This window comes from Mucilaginibacter sp., assembly GCF_041663085.1.
GTDB lineage: Bacteria > Bacteroidota > Bacteroidia > Sphingobacteriales > Sphingobacteriaceae > Mucilaginibacter.
In genome coordinates this window covers 1,299-21,840 of the sequence record NZ_JBAZRC010000049.1, presented here as the reverse complement: position 1 = coordinate 21,840, position 20,542 = coordinate 1,299, and the positions used below count along the sequence as shown (strand labels likewise).

The following is a 20,542-nucleotide window of genomic DNA, read 5'->3' as shown; positions in this document are numbered from 1 at the left end:
CGTTACAATTTATTGTAACGGCCTTGTGCTTAAGTAGCGGGGAGCAGGATCGAACTGCCGACCTTAGGGTTATGAATCCTACGCTCTAACCATCTGAGCTACCCCGCCGTATATATTCCCTTATCCAGTTATATTTTGATGGTTACTGAAAAAGGTTTGCAAATATAGCAGAAATTCGCTTCCTTTAGAAAAAATGTTCACTTTTGCCCCTTTGATTGATTTGTAACAATTAAACCCCTATGTCCGAGAAGAAAAAATTCAACCTGGAGTACGAGATAAAATCGTCACCCAGAATACTATACACTTTCCTGAACGAAGCTAATGGCCTTACCCAATGGTTTGCGGATGATGTGAGCGTACGCGACCAGATATACACTTTTACCTGGGATGATGAGAAGCAAAATGCAAAACTGGTTGCCATTAAAGAGAATAAACTGGTGAGGTTTAAATGGCTGGACGACGAGCCGCAATGCTATTTTGAGATGGAAATAATACAGGATGAGCTTACTAATGATGTAGCCCTGAGTATTACAGATTTTGCTACTGAAGAAACCATTGCCGAGCGTAAGCAGATATGGGATAACCAGATAGATTACCTTATTAGCACATTGGGCGCTTAAAATTTTAATTTCCCTATTTTTGTATCTTGAAACAGGTTTGCAGGTAAACAATTATTTACACGCCTAAACGTTTCATTGCCTGTATACAATTGCCCTGATGAAGAAAATACATCTTTTACTGCTCAAATCATTTATAAGGCCTTTTATAGTTACCTTGTTAATAGTGATGTTTGTGCTGCTGATGTTGTTTTTGTTTAAATACATTGATGACCTTATTGGCAAGGGCTTTCAATGGTATATTATCCTGGAGCTCATGATGTATAACTCGGCTACTAACGTGGCTATGGCGCTACCCCTCTCGGTATTGTTATCTTCCATCATGACCTATGGTAGCCTGGGTGAAAATTACGAACTTGTAGCTATTAAATCTGCAGGTATATCTTTGCGCCGCGCCATGTACCCCATGATGATCGTGGTGCTGGTGCTTAGTATCGCAGCCTTTGCATTTTCTGATTACATGCTACCGGTGGCTAATCTTAAATACTACTCGTTATTATACGATGCCCGCAAGCAAAAATCGGCCGATTTGCTACCCGAGAATATCTTTAGTAACCGTTTTCCCGGCTACTCTATCCGTGTAAAAAGGAAAGACCCTGACGGCCAAACCCTGCGTGATATCATGATCTATTCAAAAGGTAAGCTGGAGACTAACCAGGTTGTTACGTTTGCAAAATCGGGCTTAATGTACCGCACTAAGGATGATCTTTACCTGGTGTTGAAATTATATGATGGCGTACGTTATGAAGAAGATGCGGGCGATGAAGGCTATAGGCCAAGGCAACAGCTAAGGCGTTTCAGGTTTAAGGAAACGGAGCAAAAATTTTCTCTTGAGGATTTTACAATTAAACGCACCGATGAGAATGAGTTTCGTAATGCATCGGCAATGATGAACTTGCGCCAGCTGCAACACTATATAGATTCGGCACATAAAGAAGTGGATAGCAATGTAAACGTTAATTATTCACTCATTAGCCCTTATATTAAGTATACCACTGTTCCGGCTAAGTCGGCTAATATTAAAAAACCTATCCCTGCAGATAGCATTAAAATAACTACAGTTAGCGAAAAAGCCAACGTGTTTAATAATGCTTTAAGCGAGGTGCACCAAATACAGGATGTTTTAAAGAACCGTACCGACAGGCATAAAGAAACATCAAAAAGCATACGCAGGTATGTTATGGAGTATCAAAAAAAGTTTACCCTTGGGGCGGCCTGTATTGTGTTGTTTTTAATTGGTGCGCCACTGGGGGCAATTATCCGCAAAGGGGGGCTGGGTTTACCGGTGGTAGTATCGGTGATCTTCTTTTTGATATATTATATTATTGGTACCATTGGCGAAAAATCAGCAAAGGAGGGGGATCTGTCACCACTGATAGGTGCCTGGATAGCAATTGCAGTTTTATTTCCAATAGGGTTGTTCCTTACTTATAAAGCAGCTACAGATTCGGCACTGTTTGATGCCGATATATATAAGCGTTTCTTTAAGCGCTTTACCCTGCGTAAAACCAAGTCGGTATAGTTTTACAAATTACCGACCTTTATCACCTAATTATCATATAAATTTGTTGAAGCATCGGCAACCCGAAACAGGATAAACCGATCCTCCTAAGAAACATAGAAATGCTAAATACTATACCGGAAGCCATAGAAGCTATTAAAGCAGGTAAAACCATTATTGTTGTAGATGATGAGGACCGCGAGAACGAAGGCGATTTTTTAACGGCTGCCCGTAACGCCACGCCCGAAACCATCAACTTTATGGTAAAATATGGGCGCGGACTGGTTTGTGCACCTATAACTACACAGCGAGCGCACGAACTTGAGCTGGAGCCGATGGTTAGTAAAAACACAACCTCGCACGAAACAAATTTCACCGTATCGGTAGATCTGTTGGGCAATGGCTGTACCACAGGTATTTCCGCAACAGACCGTTCAAAAACCACGCTGGCTTTAATTGACCCGGCAACCAAACCTGCCGACCTGGGAAGGCCCGGCCACATATTCCCGCTGATAGCTAAAGACGGTGGCGTTTTGCGCCGATCTGGCCATACCGAGGCAGCGATAGACCTATCGGTATTAGCAGGGTTTGAACCCGCAGGCGTTATCTGCGAGATAATGAAAGAAGACGGCGATATGGCGCGCTTACCTGAACTGCTGGTAATGGCCAAAGATTTCGACCTGAAAATAGTTTCTATAAAAGATTTGATCGCCTATCGTTTAAACACAGAATCGTTAGTGCGTAAAGAGGTGTCTGTAAAAATGCCTACCGAATGGGGCGATTTTGATATGATAGCCTATACCCAACTGGATACCGGCGAGAACCATTTAGCGCTTGTGAAAGGCGAATGGCAGCCCGGTGAGGCTGTTATGGTTCGTGTGCATAGTTCATGTGTTACGGGCGATATATTTGGCTCGTGCCGGTGCGATTGCGGCCCTCAGCTGCACAAGGCGATGGAGATCATCAGCAAAGAAGGTAAAGGTGTTATAGTATACATGAACCAGGAAGGCCGTGGTATTGGGCTGGTTAATAAATTAAAAGCCTACCATTTACAAGAGAACGGGCTGGATACCGTAGAGGCCAACATAAAACTGGGCTTCCAGATGGATCAGCGAGACTATGGTATTGGTGCCCAAATATTACGCAGCCTGGGCATATCAAAAATGCGCCTGCTAACCAACAACCCAAAAAAGCGCGCGGGCCTAATTGGTTACGGATTGGAAGTGGTGGAAAACCTGCCGATAGAAATAGCGGCAAACCCGCATAATGAGGCTTACCTGCGTACCAAAAGGGATAAAATGGATCACGCTATTATGCGCGAGCATTAATTAGTCATCACCTTCGGTATCCTCACTGTTCTTGTCGTCTGATGATTTTGAAGGTATTGGGGTTGTAATGTTTGTTGCCGGTACGGGTGCTGGCGCGGTTGGTGCTTTATTACGGCCCTGCCTGAACATGTTACGCAGAAACTCGCCGAAAGTATCAAAATCGCGCTGGTAAACTAAACCAATACCGTTTACATACTGTGCGGTAAGGTTATCATTAATACTGTTTAATGTAGTGCTGTTAAGGGCACGGTAAGAGTACCTTGCCCTTAGGTTACCATCTTTGCGTATCAGGTATTGAATCTCAAAATCCTTTGTCAAAGTCCTGAAATCAGTATTCAACAAGTTGGTGCGGTTGTTAAAGAGATCGCTTGTGCCACTGTTTGAGTATAAACTGCCGTTGATGATAAGCCTGTCATTTAAAAACTTCAATGACGCACTTGCATCATTAAACGATCGGATGTTTAAATCGAAGTATTTGATGTTTGATTGCGAAATAAAACTGTTCAATTTATTAAACGCAAATTCGCTCACCGCCTCGCCGGCAGTACCCAATACCTGGTTAGTTAAATTACTGCCGGTGCCGGATGCAAAGCTTCGCCTTACAATGATGCTTAGCGCCTGCTGGCTGCGATTATTATTGTCGGCAAGGTAAGTGTTCAGGTCGTCCTTAATTGATGGATCTACAGGGAAATTAAAGTTGAAATCAATATTGGGTTGTAACAGTGATTTGGTCAGGATCAATTCGGCTTGTACCAGTACCTGTTTTGGCTGCGGTGCCTGCAAACCTGCGGCGGTGTATAGCGGTGCAATGTTTGTACGTACCTCGTATATCGCTTTTAGGTTTATCTCCGCGTTTGATGGGTTGCCTGTCCAACGGATTGTGCCGCCCTGGTTCACCACAAAGTTTTTACTGATGAAATCCTTGGCGGTAAACTCAAACTTGCCGGATGTGATCCCGAAATCGCCAAACATTTCAAAATCGCCAAGGCTGTTAATGTTAAGTTTTAAGTTACGCGCCTGCCCTGTGCCTTCCAGTACCCCATAGTCCGTACTAATCCTAACGGTTGTTTTCTCATCAACGGTTAAGTCAAAGTTCAGGGTAACACCATTAAACGCATTTTTCTTTTCAATAACTTTTCTGGTTGTATCATTATGGTTAACCCATCTTATAAAATCATAATCGGCAGCAGTTGATGAAGTATTCAACGGAATATTAAATACCGTTCCCTCTTGGGTTGATGCCTTGATATCGATCTTCATGTTATCGATAGGGCCGGTAAAGCTAAACGTGCCCGAGCCATAAGCCGTACCATAATAAAGGTGGTTATCTTTAAACGTAGTGTTAAGAGCCATCAGGTTATTGGCATCAAGCTTTATATCCAGTGTTGGGTTTGATATGTTGTTTAGGTCAACCGTGCCGTTTGCCTCCCCTGTGCCGCCACGGATATCCTTCAATATCATTTTATTGATCTTGATAACACTGTTGCTTACATCCAGCTTGTCATTAACGGTATAAGCTGTTTTTAAGTAATTAACAGTAATGCCGGTGTTATTTAAAGATACATCACCATTTAGTTCGGGCTTGGATGGAGAACCGGATAGTTTAAGATTTGCAGATACAGCCCCCTTTATATTCGAAACCAGATCTTTAATAAAAGGCTCAAATATGATGGCCTCGGTATGATCCATCTTTACATCAAAATCAAGCTTGTCCTCGGTTTCTTTGCCCAATATGTATACACCTGCAACGTTCATGGTTTCGAGGCCACGGTTGGTAATATTTAATTTTACGTTGGCCAGCCCTTTATCGCTATCAAGATCAGAAACAATTTTCACATTCCCTACCAATGTTTTATTCATGGTAAGCGAATCAATAGCCAGGTCCGCGTCTATCCCGGGTTTTTTAACAATGGAGTTTAATATTACATCGCCATTTAATGATCCTTTTAATAAAACGCCCGATGTTTTGGTAAGCTGATTAAGCGTAGCCATGCTGAATTTCTCAAAAGTTACCTTCAGCTTATCCTCAGGATTGTCAGATATAAAGCCATTTATTCTTACTTTTTGTTTGCCGTTTGATAGCTCGAAGCCCGATACCTGTGTTTTACCATCAAGTAAACGTATCCTTACCTGATCTTGTATCTTCCAGTTCTCGCGCTCCAGTATCACATCAGAGGGCAGCACCGATAGTTTAGCCGTTGTGTCTTTTCCAAAAGCTACAAGGCCGTAAAGGTCTAACTGGTTGGCGGCGTCTTTGTCTGATAATTTAACGTTGAAGTTTAAACTATCATTCTTCAAAAAGTTGGTGACGTTTATGTTTTTGATATAAAGGCTGTCGGTAAGATCAACCCGATTTAATGATATGTTGAGGCCCAGCATGTCATCAGTTGTGCTTTCATCAATAATAAAATCATGAAAAACAATTTTACCCAATTTTATAGTTTTGATATACCCGTTAAGTGTAGCCGTTTTGTTATTTGAGTTGAATTTCCCTACAAAAGTACCCTGATCGGGTATTTTAAGATCAGGCATAAAAATAGCCGTAAACGGGTCGACATTTTTAAGGGTTAAATTAAAATCAAAATTTTGCGGTTTTGGGGTAGTAATATTCGTTTTTAGCGATGGGATATACTTTTTGGCGATGGTTTTAAAATAGGAAGGCAGTGTGGCCAGGTCATAGCTGCCCTTAATGCTGCCATCAGCAATGTCAGATTTTAAAGAAATCAACCTTGCATCGCCCTTGCCGCTGGCTGTTAGCGCGAGCGAATCAACTAGATAGTCTTTTCGCGGGTCGGCAACGCGAATTTTGGTTAGCAAAATACTGCCGTCCAAATTATCCAGGTTATTGCCCGAGAAGTTGGTGTTAATATCGGTACTAAAGGTAATGGTATCTTTTAATAATTTAAGCTGTTGCAGCTTTGCATTACTAACATTGCCGGTAATTGTGTATACGGGTAATTTAGGGTTCAGGTTTATAAGGCCTGCCAGGTTAAGCTTTAAATTCCTGTCGTTAATGGCAACTTTACCTTGTGCAGTTTTGTTTTTAAAAGTGCCGGTGGTGGTTAGGTTGCGATAATTGTAACCCTTAAACTGAAAGGATGCTATTCGCGCGTTGCCTTTTACATCCAGGTTTTTAATTTCGTCGCCGCTGCCACTTAGGTTGGCAGATAGGGTTGTACGGCCAACAGTGTTATTATCAATTAAAGCGCCCAGGTCAAAATTACTGGTGGTAACCTTACCGCTGTAGCTGGGTATACCAGCTTTGTTTATTTTCAGGTTAATATCAGGATCAAACCGGCCAAGCTTTGTTTTAAAAGTGCCAAAAGCAACAAAATCGTTTTGCAGGCCGGTAAATCTCCCGTTAAAGTTTACGTTGCCAAATTTGCCCACCACATTGGGTACTTTTGCATTGGGCTTGCCCGTAAAGTGGCTGTACAAATAATCCAGGTCTTTTTTATTTGTGGCTATCTGGTCAAACCTCAGTTGCATAAAGGTATTATCCCAATCGGGCAGTCCGGTTAGGTTAAAATCGCCTTTAATAAAAGTAGCCTGCGCTGCCGTAATGGTAAGGCTTTTGGCTTTTAAGTTGTTTACCATACCACGTACCCGGCCATCCAGGCCCAGCTCAAATGTTGTTTTATCAAGCGAACTGGTGAAATAGGCCACATCTTTTGACGACAGGTGCGACGTTTTAAAATCGGCATCCATAGTAACAGTGTTCTCAAAATCATCAAAGTCATCAAACGATTTAAACTTCATTTTGAAGAAGTTTTTAACGTTTGAGTAAGCCGTTAGGATGTTGAGGTTTTGCAGTAGTATCTGGTTGGTATCTATAGTGGCGTTAGCATTTAGGTTACGTACAAAAAAGCCGCTTTTCTCGCGCAGTGTCATGCCGCCGATCCTGGCTTTAAACAGGTGGTTTTGCAAGTCCATATTGCGAATGATGGTACTGAAATTACTTACATCAACATCATTAAAGTTTACACCTTTTACCAGCTCGGTGCGCAAATAGTTTTTGTACCTGAAATGAAAATTATTGATCGAGATTTTTTCGAAGGTCAGCGTCCAGGGTTTGCTTTTGGTTTTTGTGGTATCGCCCGAATTGAAATAATCCAGTACGAATTTAAGATTAGTAGTGCTGTCCTTTTGTTTTTTTAGGTAAAACGCACCGCTATCCAGTTGAATAGATGCAAAATCTATCTTCTTTTTTTTGATGCTGTTAAAAATAGAAAAACCACTAAGCTCAACAGCCAGTTTTGGGGTGCTTAACAGGGTATCCTGCTGTTTATCCAGGATGTATAAACCCTCTAAAACAACCGACGAAAAAGGCTTAATGTACAAGCTTTTTATATCAACCTTAGTGTTAAGTTCTTTTGATAAATATGCGGTGGCTTTTTTTGCAGCCCACGTTTGTACCGGCTTGTACTGAAAAAGCATTAAAACAATGCTTATCAGTAACAAAATTATCAATACGATGCTTAACGCTATTTTAAGTGCTTTTTTAATAACTTTGTATTTAATTAGAAATTCAAAAGTAAAAATTCAAAAACGCACTAAGTGTTTTACTTTTTGAATTTATTTATAATCTGCATCGAAAGTTTAGCCATTTTAATTGACTCTGAACTTTTGATTTTTTACTTAGCAAAGTGCCTGTAATATTAGGAATCGAATCTTCATGTGATGAAACCTCCGCATCTGTTTGTGTGGATGGTGAGATATTGAGCAATGTTATTGCTAATCAAACCATTCATGAATTGTACGGAGGTGTTGTCCCTGAGCTTGCCTCAAGGGTTCATCAGCAAAATATTGTTCCGGCAGTACAACAAGCACTATTAAACGCAAAAGTAAGCAAAAATGATATTGATGCGGTAGCATTTACGCGTGGTCCGGGTCTTTTAGGTTCACTTTTAGTTGGTGTGTCGTTCGCAAAGGCGTTTGCGCTGGCAAAAAACCTGCCACTTATTGATATTAATCACATGCAGGCGCATATTTTGGCGCATTTTATTGGTGAAAAAAAACCTGCATTCCCGTTTTTGTGCTTAACGGTATCGGGGGGGCACACGCAAATAGTTTTGGTTAAAGACTATTTTGAGATGCAGGTAATTGGCCAAACGCTTGATGATGCTGCCGGTGAGGCGATGGATAAAACCAGCAAAATATTAGGCTTGCCATACCCGGGGGGGCCACTGATAGATAAACATGCGCGTACCGGTAACCCCGATGCATATAAATTCCCCGAGCCGCAAATACCCGGCTTTGACTTTAGCTTTAGCGGTGTTAAAACGGCCATACTTTATTTTATAAGAGATAACGTTGCCGCCAACCCCGATTTTATACAACAAAACCTGGGCGATATTTGCGCCTCGGTAGAAAAGCGCATCGCTACCATTCTGTTGAATAAACTAAAACGAGCTGCCGAAGAGTACGGCATTAAAGATATTGCACTGGCAGGTGGCGTATCTGCCAATACAGGCCTGCGCGAAGGATTAACAAGACTCGGCGCAGAAAAGGGCTGGAACGTTTTTATACCAAAATTTGAATACTGTACCGATAATGCAGCTATGATAGCAATTGCCGGTTATTATAAATATTTAAAAGGCGAATTTGCCGGGCAGGGCATAGCGCCCCTGGCAAGGATGCCGATGTAGTTTAAGCATATAGTTGATGGTTTATAGCAAATAGCCATCTGCAAAGCACTATGAACTATTAACCATGAACTAATTACTATGAACATTCCTTCTTTTATATTCTGGGCGGTTTTTGTACTGCCGCTTGTTGCATTCTTAGTATGGCTTATGCGCCAGGATAAACGTAAGGGCATAACAGGCCTTATTGTTTTAGCTATAACCGTGGTTGGTTGTATAGCTTATATGTACTGGAAAACCGGCGGTAAGTAATAGCTATAGCCGTTACATAACACCACTCGTATAGTCTTTGACAGGCTCAGACTGACAGCCCCGCAAATTAAACAATAAGCCCCCTGCATTGCTACAGAGGGCTATCGAGAAAAAACACTTACAAAATACCTAACCGCTTTCTACCGGTTAGAATGCCCTTTTATATATTTTGACGCTTTGCCCGGCGGTTGAGGTACAGAAAATGAAGAACACATTTTCTATCCGCTCTATACCTGCTATTATGTTACCCTGCGGTATATCATAATGTTTATAGGTAGTACCCACATCGTTTGACAGGCTGAAGCGAGCGCCGCCGTAAGCAACGTAATCTCCCCATTGTTTTACAACATTTACCTGTTCATCTATTACGCTAACAAACGCATCTCCCTGCCCGCGCGATTGGTATAGGCGGTTACCGGTAAGCTGCGTGCCGGTGTTGAATATAGCATAGGTGTATGCCGGGGATAGGAGAATATTTTTATAGCCGTCTGCTAAAGGATATGTGCCTGTTGCTCCCGTAGTTACTGACCAGTTTTGTCCCTGATCTGTTGATTTATAGAATTTTGTTGATGCAGGGTCGATGGCGTAAAAATATTTCCCGCCAGCATCGCTTGTAAGGTAATCGAGCCTGGTAGCCCCGCCCAGTGTAGCCGGCCTCGATTGAAAGCTTGCGCCGCCGTTTGACGAAACATAGCTGCTTGTGCCCAGCAATACATATATTTTATCGCTTTTTGCAACTATCCCCGTAAAGCCAAGGTTTGGCTGGTTCGCGCTTACAGTTAGCTTAGTGAAAGTTGTACCATCGGTTTTTACAATACCAAGGTTTGTGGTGATGTAAAAGTAATTACCATCAGCTACCATGTAGTTAACTTTAAGGGTATCCTGGGGCATGGGTAGCTGATTAAAAACGTTGGTAAATGTAGCGCCCTGGTTGCTGCTGTAATATAAATATTTGCCCGTTTTGCCGCTGCTGAAAAACATGCGGTTACCAGATGATGCCGAGATGATACCCGATTGCGGACTTACGGTAAAGTCAACCTGGGTCCATCCGTTTGTTTGCGAAGGTACTACTAAGGTAAATTCGGTAGCGCTGGTTAGTTTTAAACCGCTGTTAACGGTTAAGTATATTTTACCTGTTACAGCACCTTGGGGTACCGTAACTTTTAATTGTGTTTCGGTAGCTGATATTACACTGCCTGTAAATACATTGTTTTGCGGACCGGTAAAATGCACCACATTATCGGCCCGTGTTTTACTGAAATTTGTTCCGGTAATAGTAATGGTATCGCCAACCTTAGCGCTTGCGGGGGCAAATGAGGTAAAGGTAGCTGCCCCAATGTAGCTAAATACGGGGCCGGTGGTTACTTCGCTGTTTTTAACTTTTACAGATACTGCACCTGTTGAGCCTTCTGTAGGCGCACGTACCAATAGTTTAGTGGCAGTGGCCGATATTACAACGGCATTTGTGCCATTGAATTTTACAATATCATCGGCAGTTGTGGTACTGTAATTAACACCGGCAATGGCAATGGTATCGCCGGGGCGGCCCCTGTTAGGGGTGATGCTTTCAATAGTGGGTTTGTCGGCAACAGGGGTAGGGTCTTTTACTTCTGATTTTGACTTGGTTACTACAGATGCATAGGTTATAGTGAATGAGCCTGATGAGTTAAACTCGCGGCCACTTGCATCTTTAAACATAATATTCCATTTTACGGTTATGTCGGTTTCGGTAATAGTAATTTCTATTGAGCCCGAGAACGCGTAATACTCATTGCCCGCACTGTAATAGTAAACATAACTTTGTACCGGCGTAGTTGAATTTATTTTAATGGTTTTTGTACCGGGGTTAAGTGATGTACCCGATTTTTTGCTTAATGCAAGGGCGCCGTTCTTTAGGTCGTCAATAAAGAAACCCAGTTTGCTGCCATCAGCATCAAGTGTTGCAATTGTTTCTAACGATTTTACGCCATCGCCCGATGTGCTGTATAGGGTTGATTTTATACCATCCTGCTTTATAGCGAAATCTTTGCCATCAATTTTACCTTTTATAGATGAGGTTTTTACCTCTGTTGGCGGAGGTGTTGGCTTAATAATGGTTTCTTTTTTACATGAGGGTATCACTGTTAATAATAGCAGTAATATGGCTGTTGTTTTTAATAGTTTTTGTAAGTGTGTTTTCATGAGTGGCAAGGGATTAAATTTTTATAAAATTCTATAAATTAGCCCCTTACGCATATACCGCATATACAGTATATTTTTGTGCGTACTAATACGCACAAAAAAACCCCTCTAAAATGAGGGGCTTTAAATATGTTTTACGTAATGTTTATGCGCAATACAGAAAATGCCCATGCCCTACATTGCAATAAGACGGCTGGCATCCAATGGGTGTACTACCCGGGACTGGGAATGGTGAGCCACCTGCACCGTCACAATAAGTTTGGATCTCGCCGGCACCGCCTCTGATCTCTTTTTGCTCATTTCTTGATAATTCTTTTTTCAGGCTTAGTTTGCCCATTGGTTTTGATGTTTTCATGATTTAATTATTGGTTATAAAATAAATATAAGAATATAGATTTAATTACTGTGCAATAATTTTCAATAACCCGTAGTAAAGCAGGCGTTTAACTACGTCAATCATCAATAACTCAAAGGCGGGATAGTCGTCTTTTACCTCTTCTTCCGAAAAGTATTGTTTCATTTCAGTTAACAACTCTTCAGTGGTAAATGTGTTTTTAAGCGTTTCGATGATGATCAGGTCTAATTCATCCGGATAATATTCTTTAATGCCTGCCTGCAATACATCAGGCAATAATATTGCGGTTAGTTCAGATCTTTCCTGGCCGAAATTTCTTTCAACAATTGTGGGGATGTCTTTCAGATAATCATATTTCCAATACCAACCGAGGCCCAACTGTAAATATTCCTCTTGTATTCTGACCCGGGTTTGCAGTATGGCATTTTTAGGTAACGAAAAGATACTTTGAATCAGGTTATAATCATCAATGTTTTCTGCATAAAGTTTGTTTATCGCGGTAAGGCCGGAATATGTTTTTCGTAGAAAGATATTTCTTTCATATTCCAAATGAAATATCTCTAATAGGCGTTCTTTATCATCAGTACTTAGCTTACTTGAGTTTACCAAATCATTGAAATGCTCAGGCGTTATGTTTTCATCAAGATCTATTTTCTGATCGTACTTTTTATTCACATAATCAATTGCAGCACGGGTGCGGATGAATACTTGCTCAAAACGAGTGGGAGATTTCTTTTCTTTTGATACTGGGGATAAGCTGGTAATTGTAAGTTGCGGTAAGTTATATATAGCAGACCTGATACCAGTATCGGCATCGCGCAGCAAATTTATTATGCGGTAATAGTATTCCGGGTAATCCTTTCTGAGGGTTTTTGCAAGGTGATCGCATACATGCGCATATTGTTTAAAACCACCAACCGGGTGTACCATCTGCAAGTGCGGATAATCCTCAAAACGGATATAGTCTTTAAACACCGGGTCCTCAACCGGAGGTTTGTAATAGCTTACAGGGATGTTTGATTCTGCAGCGAGCTGGCAGAACAGGTATTGTTCGAAAATCAGATTTAGGCTGCTGGTAGTCATTTTCTCAAGGTCAGCCTTGTTCTTATCTATAAATTCAAAAGCCCGCCTGCTGTATTCTTTAAAAAAGGATAGATCATGGCCGCCTAATAAACCGGCATTGCTTGCATAGACATCTTTTTGCTCATAGTTCTTTCTTAAAAATGATTCCGGTATAAAAGATAAATGATCGTTTATTTGATTTAGGATGTCGGCATAAAACGGGAGGTTTTTATCCAGGTTTTGTGCTAAAAGCGGCGAATTAAGGACGTTTTGAGGCGGTTTTTGCCACAGATAAACATCTCCATCCAGGTGCAGAAAAGGTTCGGTTTGGATGCTGTATGTATATATTTTAGCCAGGGCCCATAAACTGGGGTGGTAATTGTTAAGCCTGCCTTGTAAGGCTGTAGATACTGTTGTATAGGGTAGTTGCAACAAATCAACCAGGAGTTCTTTCCCGGCCTTGTCTGTTACCAGGTTTACAGATCCAAATATACTTTTAGCCTGCAGGCAGCTCAGGGCCCAGCTCATCCAATGATACTCGGGGGAGAGCCAGCCGGCTTTTAGGCCTAATAATTTTTTTTTACTTATATCCTCAGGACCTGTCCAAAATGTTTGAAGAAATTTCATGGGTGTTTAAGGCAGGTTTGTGTTTATAATAAGGCAATGTTTTATCTAATGTAATTAAACATAAAGAAAAACACGCATCAAGATTTACGCAGGACGCAAAAAAGCCTTCATGTTTTTTGACATGAAGGCCCACATTTTATAAAAACTATTTTATCTGCTAAACTTCTGCTAAGCTGTCACCGGTTACGGTTGCTTTAATTTTTGCTTCCAGTTCTTCGGCCAATTCCGGGTTATCCAGTATCAATTGTTTAACTGCATCACGGCCCTGGCCAAGGCGGGTTTCGCCATAGCTAAACCATGAGCCTGCTTTTTTAATGATGTTGTATTCAACACCCAGGTCAATGATTTCGCCGGCTTTTGAGATACCCTCGCCAAACATAATATCGAACTCGGCTATACGGAACGGAGGAGCAACCTTGTTTTTAACGATCTTCACCTTAACACGGTTACCAGATACTTCGTCGGTATCTTTAATTTGCGATATACGGCGTACATCCAAACGTACCGAAGCGTAGAATTTCAAAGCGTTACCACCGGTTGTAGTTTCAGGATTACCAAACATAACACCAATTTTATCGCGCAACTGGTTAATAAATATACAGCAGCAACCTGTTTTGCTGATGGTACCGGTTAGTTTACGCAATGCCTGCGACATTAAACGGGCATGTAAACCCATTTTGGAATCGCCCATTTCGCCTTCAATCTCGGCTTTTGGCACTAACGCCGCAACAGAGTCGATAACCAAAATGTCAATAGCGCCTGAGCGGATCAGGTTATCGGCAATTTCTAAAGCCTGCTCACCGTTATCCGGTTGCGAGATCAAAAGGTTCTCTACATCTACACCTAATTTTTTTGCGTAGAAGCGATCGAACGCGTGTTCTGCATCAATAAAAGCGGCAATGCCACCTTTCTTTTGTGATTCGGCTATGGCATGTATAGCTAAAGTAGTTTTACCAGACGACTCAGGGCCATAGATCTCTATCACTCTGCCTTTTGGTAAACCGCCTACACCTAAAGCAATATCAAGGCCTAAAGAGCCGGTTGATATTGTTTCGGTAGCTTCAATAGCGGCATCACCCATTTTCATGATGGTGCCTTTACCGTATGATTTTTCCAGCTTATCTAACGTTAGCTGTAATGCCTTTAATTTATCTGCGTTGCTCATATTAAACTAATGTGAAACAAATATAAAACATAATTTTATAATTACTAATATTTTTAGTAATTATTTTTTATTTGTTTGGTTACCTGTAAACTTACCTATCTGTTGCCTGGTAATCAAATATCTTTATCAACACTATGCTTAGCCAATTCTTTACTTATTGTGTTTAAAGCTTTCTTCTTTTTGGCATCTTTTGCTTTTTTTATTTTAACTGCTTCAGCTTTCAGTAAAGCTGTTTCGGTGTTGTGCTGTTCATAATATTTACAGAACCAGGTAAGCGGGCAGATCTCGCATTTTGGGGTGCGTGCCACGCAGATATAACGGCCATGCAGTATTAGCCAGTGATGGGCAATAGCCAGGGTGTTTTCGGGAAGGAATTGTACCAGTTGTTTCTCTACCGCCAGCGGTGTAGTTGCACGGGTGGTTAGGCCTATACGGTTAGATACCCTGAAAACATGTGTATCAACAGCAATGGCCGGTGCATCAAATACTACCGATGCAATCACATTAGCAGTTTTGCGCCCAACGCCGGGCATTTGCTGCAATTCATCCAGGCCTGATGGTACTACACCATTAAATTTCTCCACCAGCATTTTACCCATGCCTGCCAGGTGTTTGGCCTTATTGTTTGGATAACTTACGCTACGGATATAGGTAAAGATCTCATCAGCATCAGATGCCGCAAGGGCAGCCGCATTCGGGAAACGTTTAAACAGGGCTGGGGTAACCTGGTTAATGCGCTTATCTGTACATTGGGCCGACAGGATGACTGCTACAAGTAACTCATAAGGGCTGTTGTAATGCAATTCGGTAACTGCGTTGGGCTGGTTTTTTGAAAAGTATTCTACAAAATGGCGGTAGCGTTCCTGTTTAAGCATTTAATTTATTGGTTCATTAGTGCAATGGTTTATTAGCACTTGCGGAAGCATTGTGCCAATGGATGCAAAAGTCTTTAATAATTAGGAGATGAGCAAGAAACAAAATTTGTTTGCATAGTAAAGTATAACTGCTTAAAAATCAACCCAAAAACGAACGCCTAATTGTATCGTAACCGCACACTTAGCGCATTGATTGTGGGCATAAGTGTCATAAAATCAATGCATTACAAACATGGCATTTTGTTGGTTAGTATTTAGATACCAAAAGTATAAGTCATGTTTAAAAATTATCTGTTAAGTGCCGTCCGCAGTCTCAGAAAGTTCAGATTGTTCACTTTTCTTAACGTATTTGGGTTAGCAAGCGGGATGGCTTGTAGTATACTCATTTTATTATGGGTGCAGGATGAGCTTAGTTATGATAAGTTTAACGCCGATACTGCCCATACATATAGGCTGGTAGCAAATGTTTCCGGTTCAGACGCTGCGGTAACACCACCCCCTGTTGTTATGGCAATGAAGCAGCAGATGCCATCGATTAAAAGTATCACCAGGTTAGTGCCCCTGAATGCTACTGTTACGGTAGGTAACCAAAAGTTTGCCGAGAAAAGCCTGGAGTATGCCGATCCTAACTTTCTGCAAGTGTTTAATTACCCGCTTTTGCAGGGGAATAAAAACTCCGTGCTTTCGCGCCCGGATGGTGCTGTCGTTACCGAAGCCGCAGCTATAAAATACTTTGGTAAAGCTAACGCCATCGGGAAAGTGTTACATGTAGATAATAGCATTAACGGCAATAATTATGTAGTAACGGGGGTATTAAAAAACCTGCCACATAATTCGCATCTGCAATTCGAAGTGCTGCTCCCTATTGATTTCTATAATAGAGATAATGGGGACGTATGGGATAATTTTTCGGTTTACAGCTACGTGCAGCTGGATGCTTCGGTTAAGGCAACCCCGGTGCTTATTGGCGGCCTGGAAAAGCAGATCAATAGCATCTATAAACTTAACGATAAAAGCAACACTAAAACCAGCTATACTTTACAGCCCCTTACGGAGATCCATTTACACTCTCATTTTTTAGGGGATGTTGCCGGCCAGGGGAACAGCCAAAACGTGACCATCTTTTTACTGATCGCGGTTTTTATCCTGGTTATCGCCTGTATCAATTTCATGAACCTATCTACCGCGCTGGGGGCGCAAAGGGCTAAGGAAGTTGGCCTGCGTAAAACAATCGGGGCTATGCGTTTTCAGTTGATCGCCCAATTTATCAGCGAATCGTTATTAGTGGCACTGCTCTCGTTAGTAATTGGTATTGGCATTGCCTGGCTGCTGTTGCCGGTATTTAATATCGTTTCGTTTAAAGCCATCACCATCAATCTGCTCGACTTTAAAATTATTGGCGAACTTCTGCTTTTGGCGATTTTTGTGGGAATTGTATCGGGTAGTTACCCTGCTTTCTTTATGTCGTCTTTTAAACCGGTGGCTGTATTAAAAGGATTGAAACCCATAAACGGACAACGGTCAATTTTAAGAAGTGGGCTGGTTATTGTACAATTCAGTATTTCGGTGATATTAATGGTGAGTACGCTGGTGGTCAACAGTCAGCTTAAATTTATCAGAAGCCGGGATATTGGGTTTAACAAACAAAACCTGCTGTATATGGAGCTGCCGCAAACCGGCGACCTGCAAAGTAATTATTCAGCTGTAAAAGCAGCCATGCAACAACAAACCAGACTAACAGACTACACACGAATAAATAGTTTACCCACTAATCTGCAAAACGGCTCGAGCCAGGTAAACTGGCCCGGTAAAGATCCCAAACAACATGTGCTGTTTCCTCAAATAGTTATTGATGGTAATTTTATTAAGGTGTTTGGGATGCATATATTGGCGGGGCGGTCATTTGATGATAACTTAAAAACTGATGAGGGCAATTATGTATTAAATGAAACCTCGGTTAAAGTTATGGGCATGACCACTGCTAATGCAGTAGGAAAAAAAATAAGCTACAATGGCCAGATAGGTACCGTAATAGGCGTTGTAAAGGATTTTAATTTTAAACCGGTGCAACAGCCAATTGAGCCCCTTATTTTGAGGAACACCAATAAAGGTGGTTTTGTGGTAGTTAAAACAAACCCGGCAAACATCAAACAAAGTATAGCCAGCCTTAAATCGGTATTCCGCAGCGTTTACCGCGATGAGCCCTTTTTATACGGCTTTGTAGACCAGGACCTAAACAAAATGTATGAATCTGAGAGCCGTACGCAGGTAGTGTTCAATACCTTCTCTGTGGTTTCCATTATCATATCATGCCTTGGCCTTTTTGGGCTGGCTACCTTTACTACGCAGCGCAGGCTAAAGGAGATAGGGGTAAGAAAAGTGCTTGGGGCAAATACAACCGGGATAGTGGCCATGCTCACCAAAGATTTTGTAAAACTGGTCGCGATGGCTTTGCTGGTTGCTTTCCCTGCTGCCTGGTTCCTGATGAATAAGTGGCTGGATGGCTATGTTTACCGCATCCAGATCAGTTGGTGGATGTTCGCGATTGCGGGGATGGCAGCTATTGTTATATCAATCATAACCATAAGCTATCAGTCTATAAGGGCAGCGTTAAGTAACCCTGTAGAGAGTTTAAAAACGGAATAGGAGTAAAATAGAAAGGTTCATAAATCAAGCTGCCGGATTTTGCATCCAAACTGTTTGATCTATGAACCAGTGCTTTTTGGCGTAGTACTACTTAGCGCAGGCTTTTCGAATAATCGAGGATGTAATGAATGGTCTGCAGTTTTGGCTTTTTCTTTAAAAGATCCAAATCAGCGCGGATAGAACGATAGAATATCACATCGTCCGCCTCCAGATTTTCATATACTTCTGATTCTTTCACTTGGGCTTTGTTAGTGACTGCATTAAAAATTGAAGTAAAGGTTTCACCCATAAGCTGTTGTTGTTTGAGATATAAAAATAACGAGAATTATTTGGTAATATTTTATGAAGATGAAAATTAAATGAAATTTTTTTCTCAGGTTAATTTATGCTTTATATGCATGGTTCAAATTAAGAATATTAACTCGTTCTTTTGAAATCAGCATCTTCAACACGATTTTAAACGACATTAAGCAACCTGATATTGTGAAATAACGCAAATAAAAAAAGCCGCCCCGTTTACAGGGCAGCTTGCAACATTTTGTACCGTTTTTAAAATCAGTTTTTTAAACTCAGCTCTTTATTCTGCATCATTTTACGCAGGTTATTAAGTGCGTACCTCATACGGCCAAGGGCGGTGTTAATACTTACATCGGTAACATCGGCTATTTCTTTAAAGCTCATATCACCAAAGTGGCGCATAATCAATACCTCTTTTTGCTCGGATGGCAAAAGTTGGATAAGCGATTTCAGGTCCTTATGTGTTTGCTCGCGTACCAAACGGTCTTCGGCGCTCTCATCATAATTGCCCAATACTTCAAAAATATCAAAGTCGTCGCCGTTGCTCACCATAGGCGCGCGTTTTTCACGGCGGAAATGGTCTATCACCAGGTTATGGCCAATTCGCGTTACCCATGGTAAAAACTTACCTTCCTCGTTATATTTACCGGCTTTTAGCGTATTAATAACTTTAATAAACGTATCCTGGAAAATATCCTCGGCAAGGGCTTCGTCCTTAACAAGTAAATAAATAGAAGTGTAAATTTTTGACTGGTACCGCCTGATGAGTTCAACAAGGCCTGCCTCGTCGCCGGCAATGTACAGATGGATTAGATCCTGATCACTTTTCAATTGAAAATCCATAGAAAGCTACTAATAAACTAAATTAAATTTTTTGTCGTTATTAAAAGTAGAGTTCTATCTATAGCGTTTCTTTTTAGGGTTAAGAATAATTTTACCCTCAAATATAATAATCTTAAAAAATAAAAACAAATATTTTTTAACGGGGTATGTTGCGTTCGGCCAAATTTTGGTTTGTGTCAGCATATTGCAAACTCTTTTATTAATAACCATTTATCCATTACAATTACTCAAACCGATTTGGATAAGGCTAAAAATTTTAGGATTTTTGCAGCCGGAAAAATACACAATATCAATTGTAAATTTCCCCCAAACTTATAAATATACTAACGGTTCAAATAATCGGGCTTTACCGTTTAGACTGTATGGTGCCGCCGGGGTTTAACCGGCCATCAAATTTTAATAAGGTAAAGCAACGAACCATGATCTAACAGCAGCAAATGATCAAAGAAGCAGAAAAAGATCCGCAAAAAAATATTATCATAAAAGGCGCCAGGGTACACAACCTTAAAAATATGGATGTGGCTATCCCCAAAAACAAGCTGGTTGTTATAACGGGCATGTCGGGTTCGGGTAAATCGTCGCTGGCGTTTGATACCCTTTATGCCGAGGGGCAACGCCGCTATGTGGAGAGCCTGTCATCATACGCACGCCAGTTTTTAGGCCGTATGAACAAGCCCGATGTTGACTATATTAAAGGTATAGCCCCGGCAATAGCTATCGAACAAAAAGTTATTACCAGCAATCCGCGCTCAACTGTGGGTACCTCTACCGAGATATATGATTACCTGAAGCTACTTTTTTCGCGCATAGGTAAAACTATATCACCTGTATCAGGCGGCATCGTAAAAAAAGATTCGGTTACCGATGTGATCAATTTTATTACGGCCCTGCCCGATGAAACACAGGTAACTATACTTTGCCCGCTGCATCCGCACAATAACCGCAGTATTAAAGAGGAATTGGCCGTTTTAATGCAAAAAGGTTTTGTAAGGGTTGAATTTAACGGGCAGGTATCGCGTATCGAATCGTTATTAGAAGATGAAACCATCGACGGAGCATCTATGGTAATGGATGAGGAAGCCGCCCCTGCAAAAACCAAAAAGACAAAAGCAAATGTTAAAGGTGAAGAAGCTGAATCATCATTGCCT

14 protein-coding genes, 1 tRNA gene and 1 pseudogene are annotated in these 20,542 nt (G+C 41.3%); 7 read left to right on the top strand and 9 right to left on the bottom strand.

All coding sequences use genetic code 11. The annotated features are described in order from the left end of the window. Positions 1-34: 34 nt before the first annotated feature. A tRNA-Met gene (locus tag WC615_RS11130) sits at positions 35-108 on the bottom strand. Between the two features lie 131 nt (positions 109-239). Here WC615_RS11130 and WC615_RS11125 point away from each other — a divergent pair. The 3 genes from WC615_RS11125 to WC615_RS11115 all read left to right on the top strand — a co-directional run bounded on the left by WC615_RS11125 (position 240) and on the right by WC615_RS11115 (position 3,446). Further along, entirely contained in the window at positions 240-620 is a 381-nt protein-coding gene (locus WC615_RS11125) for an START-like domain-containing protein (protein ID WP_191175786.1), read from the top strand. Between the two features lie 97 nt (positions 621-717). Next, positions 718-2,139 (top strand): LptF/LptG family permease, encoded by a 1,422-nt coding sequence (locus WC615_RS11120; protein ID WP_372978169.1) that lies wholly within the window; start codon positions 718-720, stop codon positions 2,137-2,139. Between the two features lie 101 nt (positions 2,140-2,240). Continuing rightward, on the top strand, positions 2,241-3,446 hold the full coding sequence (locus WC615_RS11115) for a bifunctional 3,4-dihydroxy-2-butanone-4-phosphate synthase/GTP cyclohydrolase II (RefSeq protein WP_372978168.1): 1,206 nt from the start codon (positions 2,241-2,243) through the stop codon (positions 3,444-3,446). Here the strand turns inward: WC615_RS11115 and WC615_RS11110 are convergent, their stop codons facing one another. Then, positions 3,447-7,883, bottom strand: a complete 4,437-nt coding sequence (locus tag WC615_RS11110) for a translocation/assembly module TamB domain-containing protein (protein WP_372978167.1) — start codon at positions 7,881-7,883, stop codon at positions 3,447-3,449. It lies immediately after the preceding gene. A 209-nt stretch (positions 7,884-8,092) separates the two neighbouring features. Between WC615_RS11110 and tsaD the strand changes: the two genes are divergently transcribed. After that, on the top strand, positions 8,093-9,094 hold the full coding sequence (gene tsaD, locus WC615_RS11105; protein ID WP_372978166.1) for a tRNA (adenosine(37)-N6)-threonylcarbamoyltransferase complex transferase subunit TsaD: 1,002 nt from the start codon (positions 8,093-8,095) through the stop codon (positions 9,092-9,094). A 78-nt stretch (positions 9,095-9,172) separates the two neighbouring features. After that, positions 9,173-9,343 carry a hypothetical protein gene (locus WC615_RS11100; RefSeq protein WP_372978165.1) on the top strand — a complete coding sequence of 57 codons (171 nt, stop codon included), beginning with the start codon at positions 9,173-9,175 and terminating at the stop codon, positions 9,341-9,343. 147 nt (positions 9,344-9,490) lie between these two features. On the opposite strand, the gene WC615_RS11095 is transcribed toward WC615_RS11100, so the two are convergent. From WC615_RS11095 to nth, 5 genes are all read right to left on the bottom strand, one after another. Next, a complete protein-coding gene (locus WC615_RS11095) occupies positions 9,491-11,524 on the bottom strand; it encodes an IPT/TIG domain-containing protein (protein WP_372978164.1) in 2,034 nt (677 codons plus the stop codon). 145 nt (positions 11,525-11,669) lie between these two features. Continuing rightward, on the bottom strand, positions 11,670-11,879 hold the full coding sequence (locus WC615_RS11090) for a hypothetical protein (RefSeq protein ID WP_372978163.1): 210 nt from the start codon (positions 11,877-11,879) through the stop codon (positions 11,670-11,672). A gap of 45 nt (positions 11,880-11,924) precedes the next feature. Further along, positions 11,925-13,568: a DUF6734 family protein gene (locus tag WC615_RS11085; RefSeq protein WP_372978162.1), complete on the bottom strand. Its 1,644-nt coding sequence runs from the start codon at positions 13,566-13,568 to the stop codon at positions 11,925-11,927. A 157-nt stretch (positions 13,569-13,725) separates the two neighbouring features. After that, the gene (recA, locus tag WC615_RS11080) at positions 13,726-14,733 is read right to left on the bottom strand and encodes a recombinase RecA (protein WP_372978161.1); all 1,008 of its coding nucleotides are present in this window, start codon (positions 14,731-14,733) and stop codon (positions 13,726-13,728) included. A gap of 113 nt (positions 14,734-14,846) precedes the next feature. Then, positions 14,847-15,608 carry an endonuclease III gene (gene nth / locus WC615_RS11075; protein WP_372978160.1) on the bottom strand — a complete coding sequence of 254 codons (762 nt, stop codon included), beginning with the start codon at positions 15,606-15,608 and terminating at the stop codon, positions 14,847-14,849. Between the two features lie 276 nt (positions 15,609-15,884). Here nth and WC615_RS11070 point away from each other — a divergent pair, with 276 nt between their 5' ends. Continuing rightward, a complete protein-coding gene (locus WC615_RS11070) occupies positions 15,885-18,254 on the top strand; it encodes an ABC transporter permease (RefSeq protein WP_372978159.1) in 2,370 nt (789 codons plus the stop codon). A 91-nt stretch (positions 18,255-18,345) separates the two neighbouring features. Here the strand turns inward: WC615_RS11070 and WC615_RS11065 are convergent, their stop codons facing one another. Together WC615_RS11065 and WC615_RS11060 are read right to left on the bottom strand one after the other, a co-directional pair. Continuing rightward, complete coding sequence (locus tag WC615_RS11065; protein WP_372978158.1) at positions 18,346-18,543, bottom strand: hypothetical protein; 198 nt, start codon at positions 18,541-18,543, stop codon at positions 18,346-18,348. A 266-nt stretch (positions 18,544-18,809) separates the two neighbouring features. Then, positions 18,810-19,394 carry an RNA polymerase sigma factor gene (locus tag WC615_RS11060; RefSeq protein ID WP_067055394.1) on the bottom strand — a complete coding sequence of 195 codons (585 nt, stop codon included), beginning with the start codon at positions 19,392-19,394 and terminating at the stop codon, positions 18,810-18,812. Positions 19,395-19,831: 437 nt separating this feature from the next. Between WC615_RS11060 and WC615_RS11055 the strand changes: the two are divergent. After that, positions 19,832-20,542 (top strand): annotated as a pseudogene (locus WC615_RS11055) (excinuclease ABC subunit A); the annotation flags it as partial.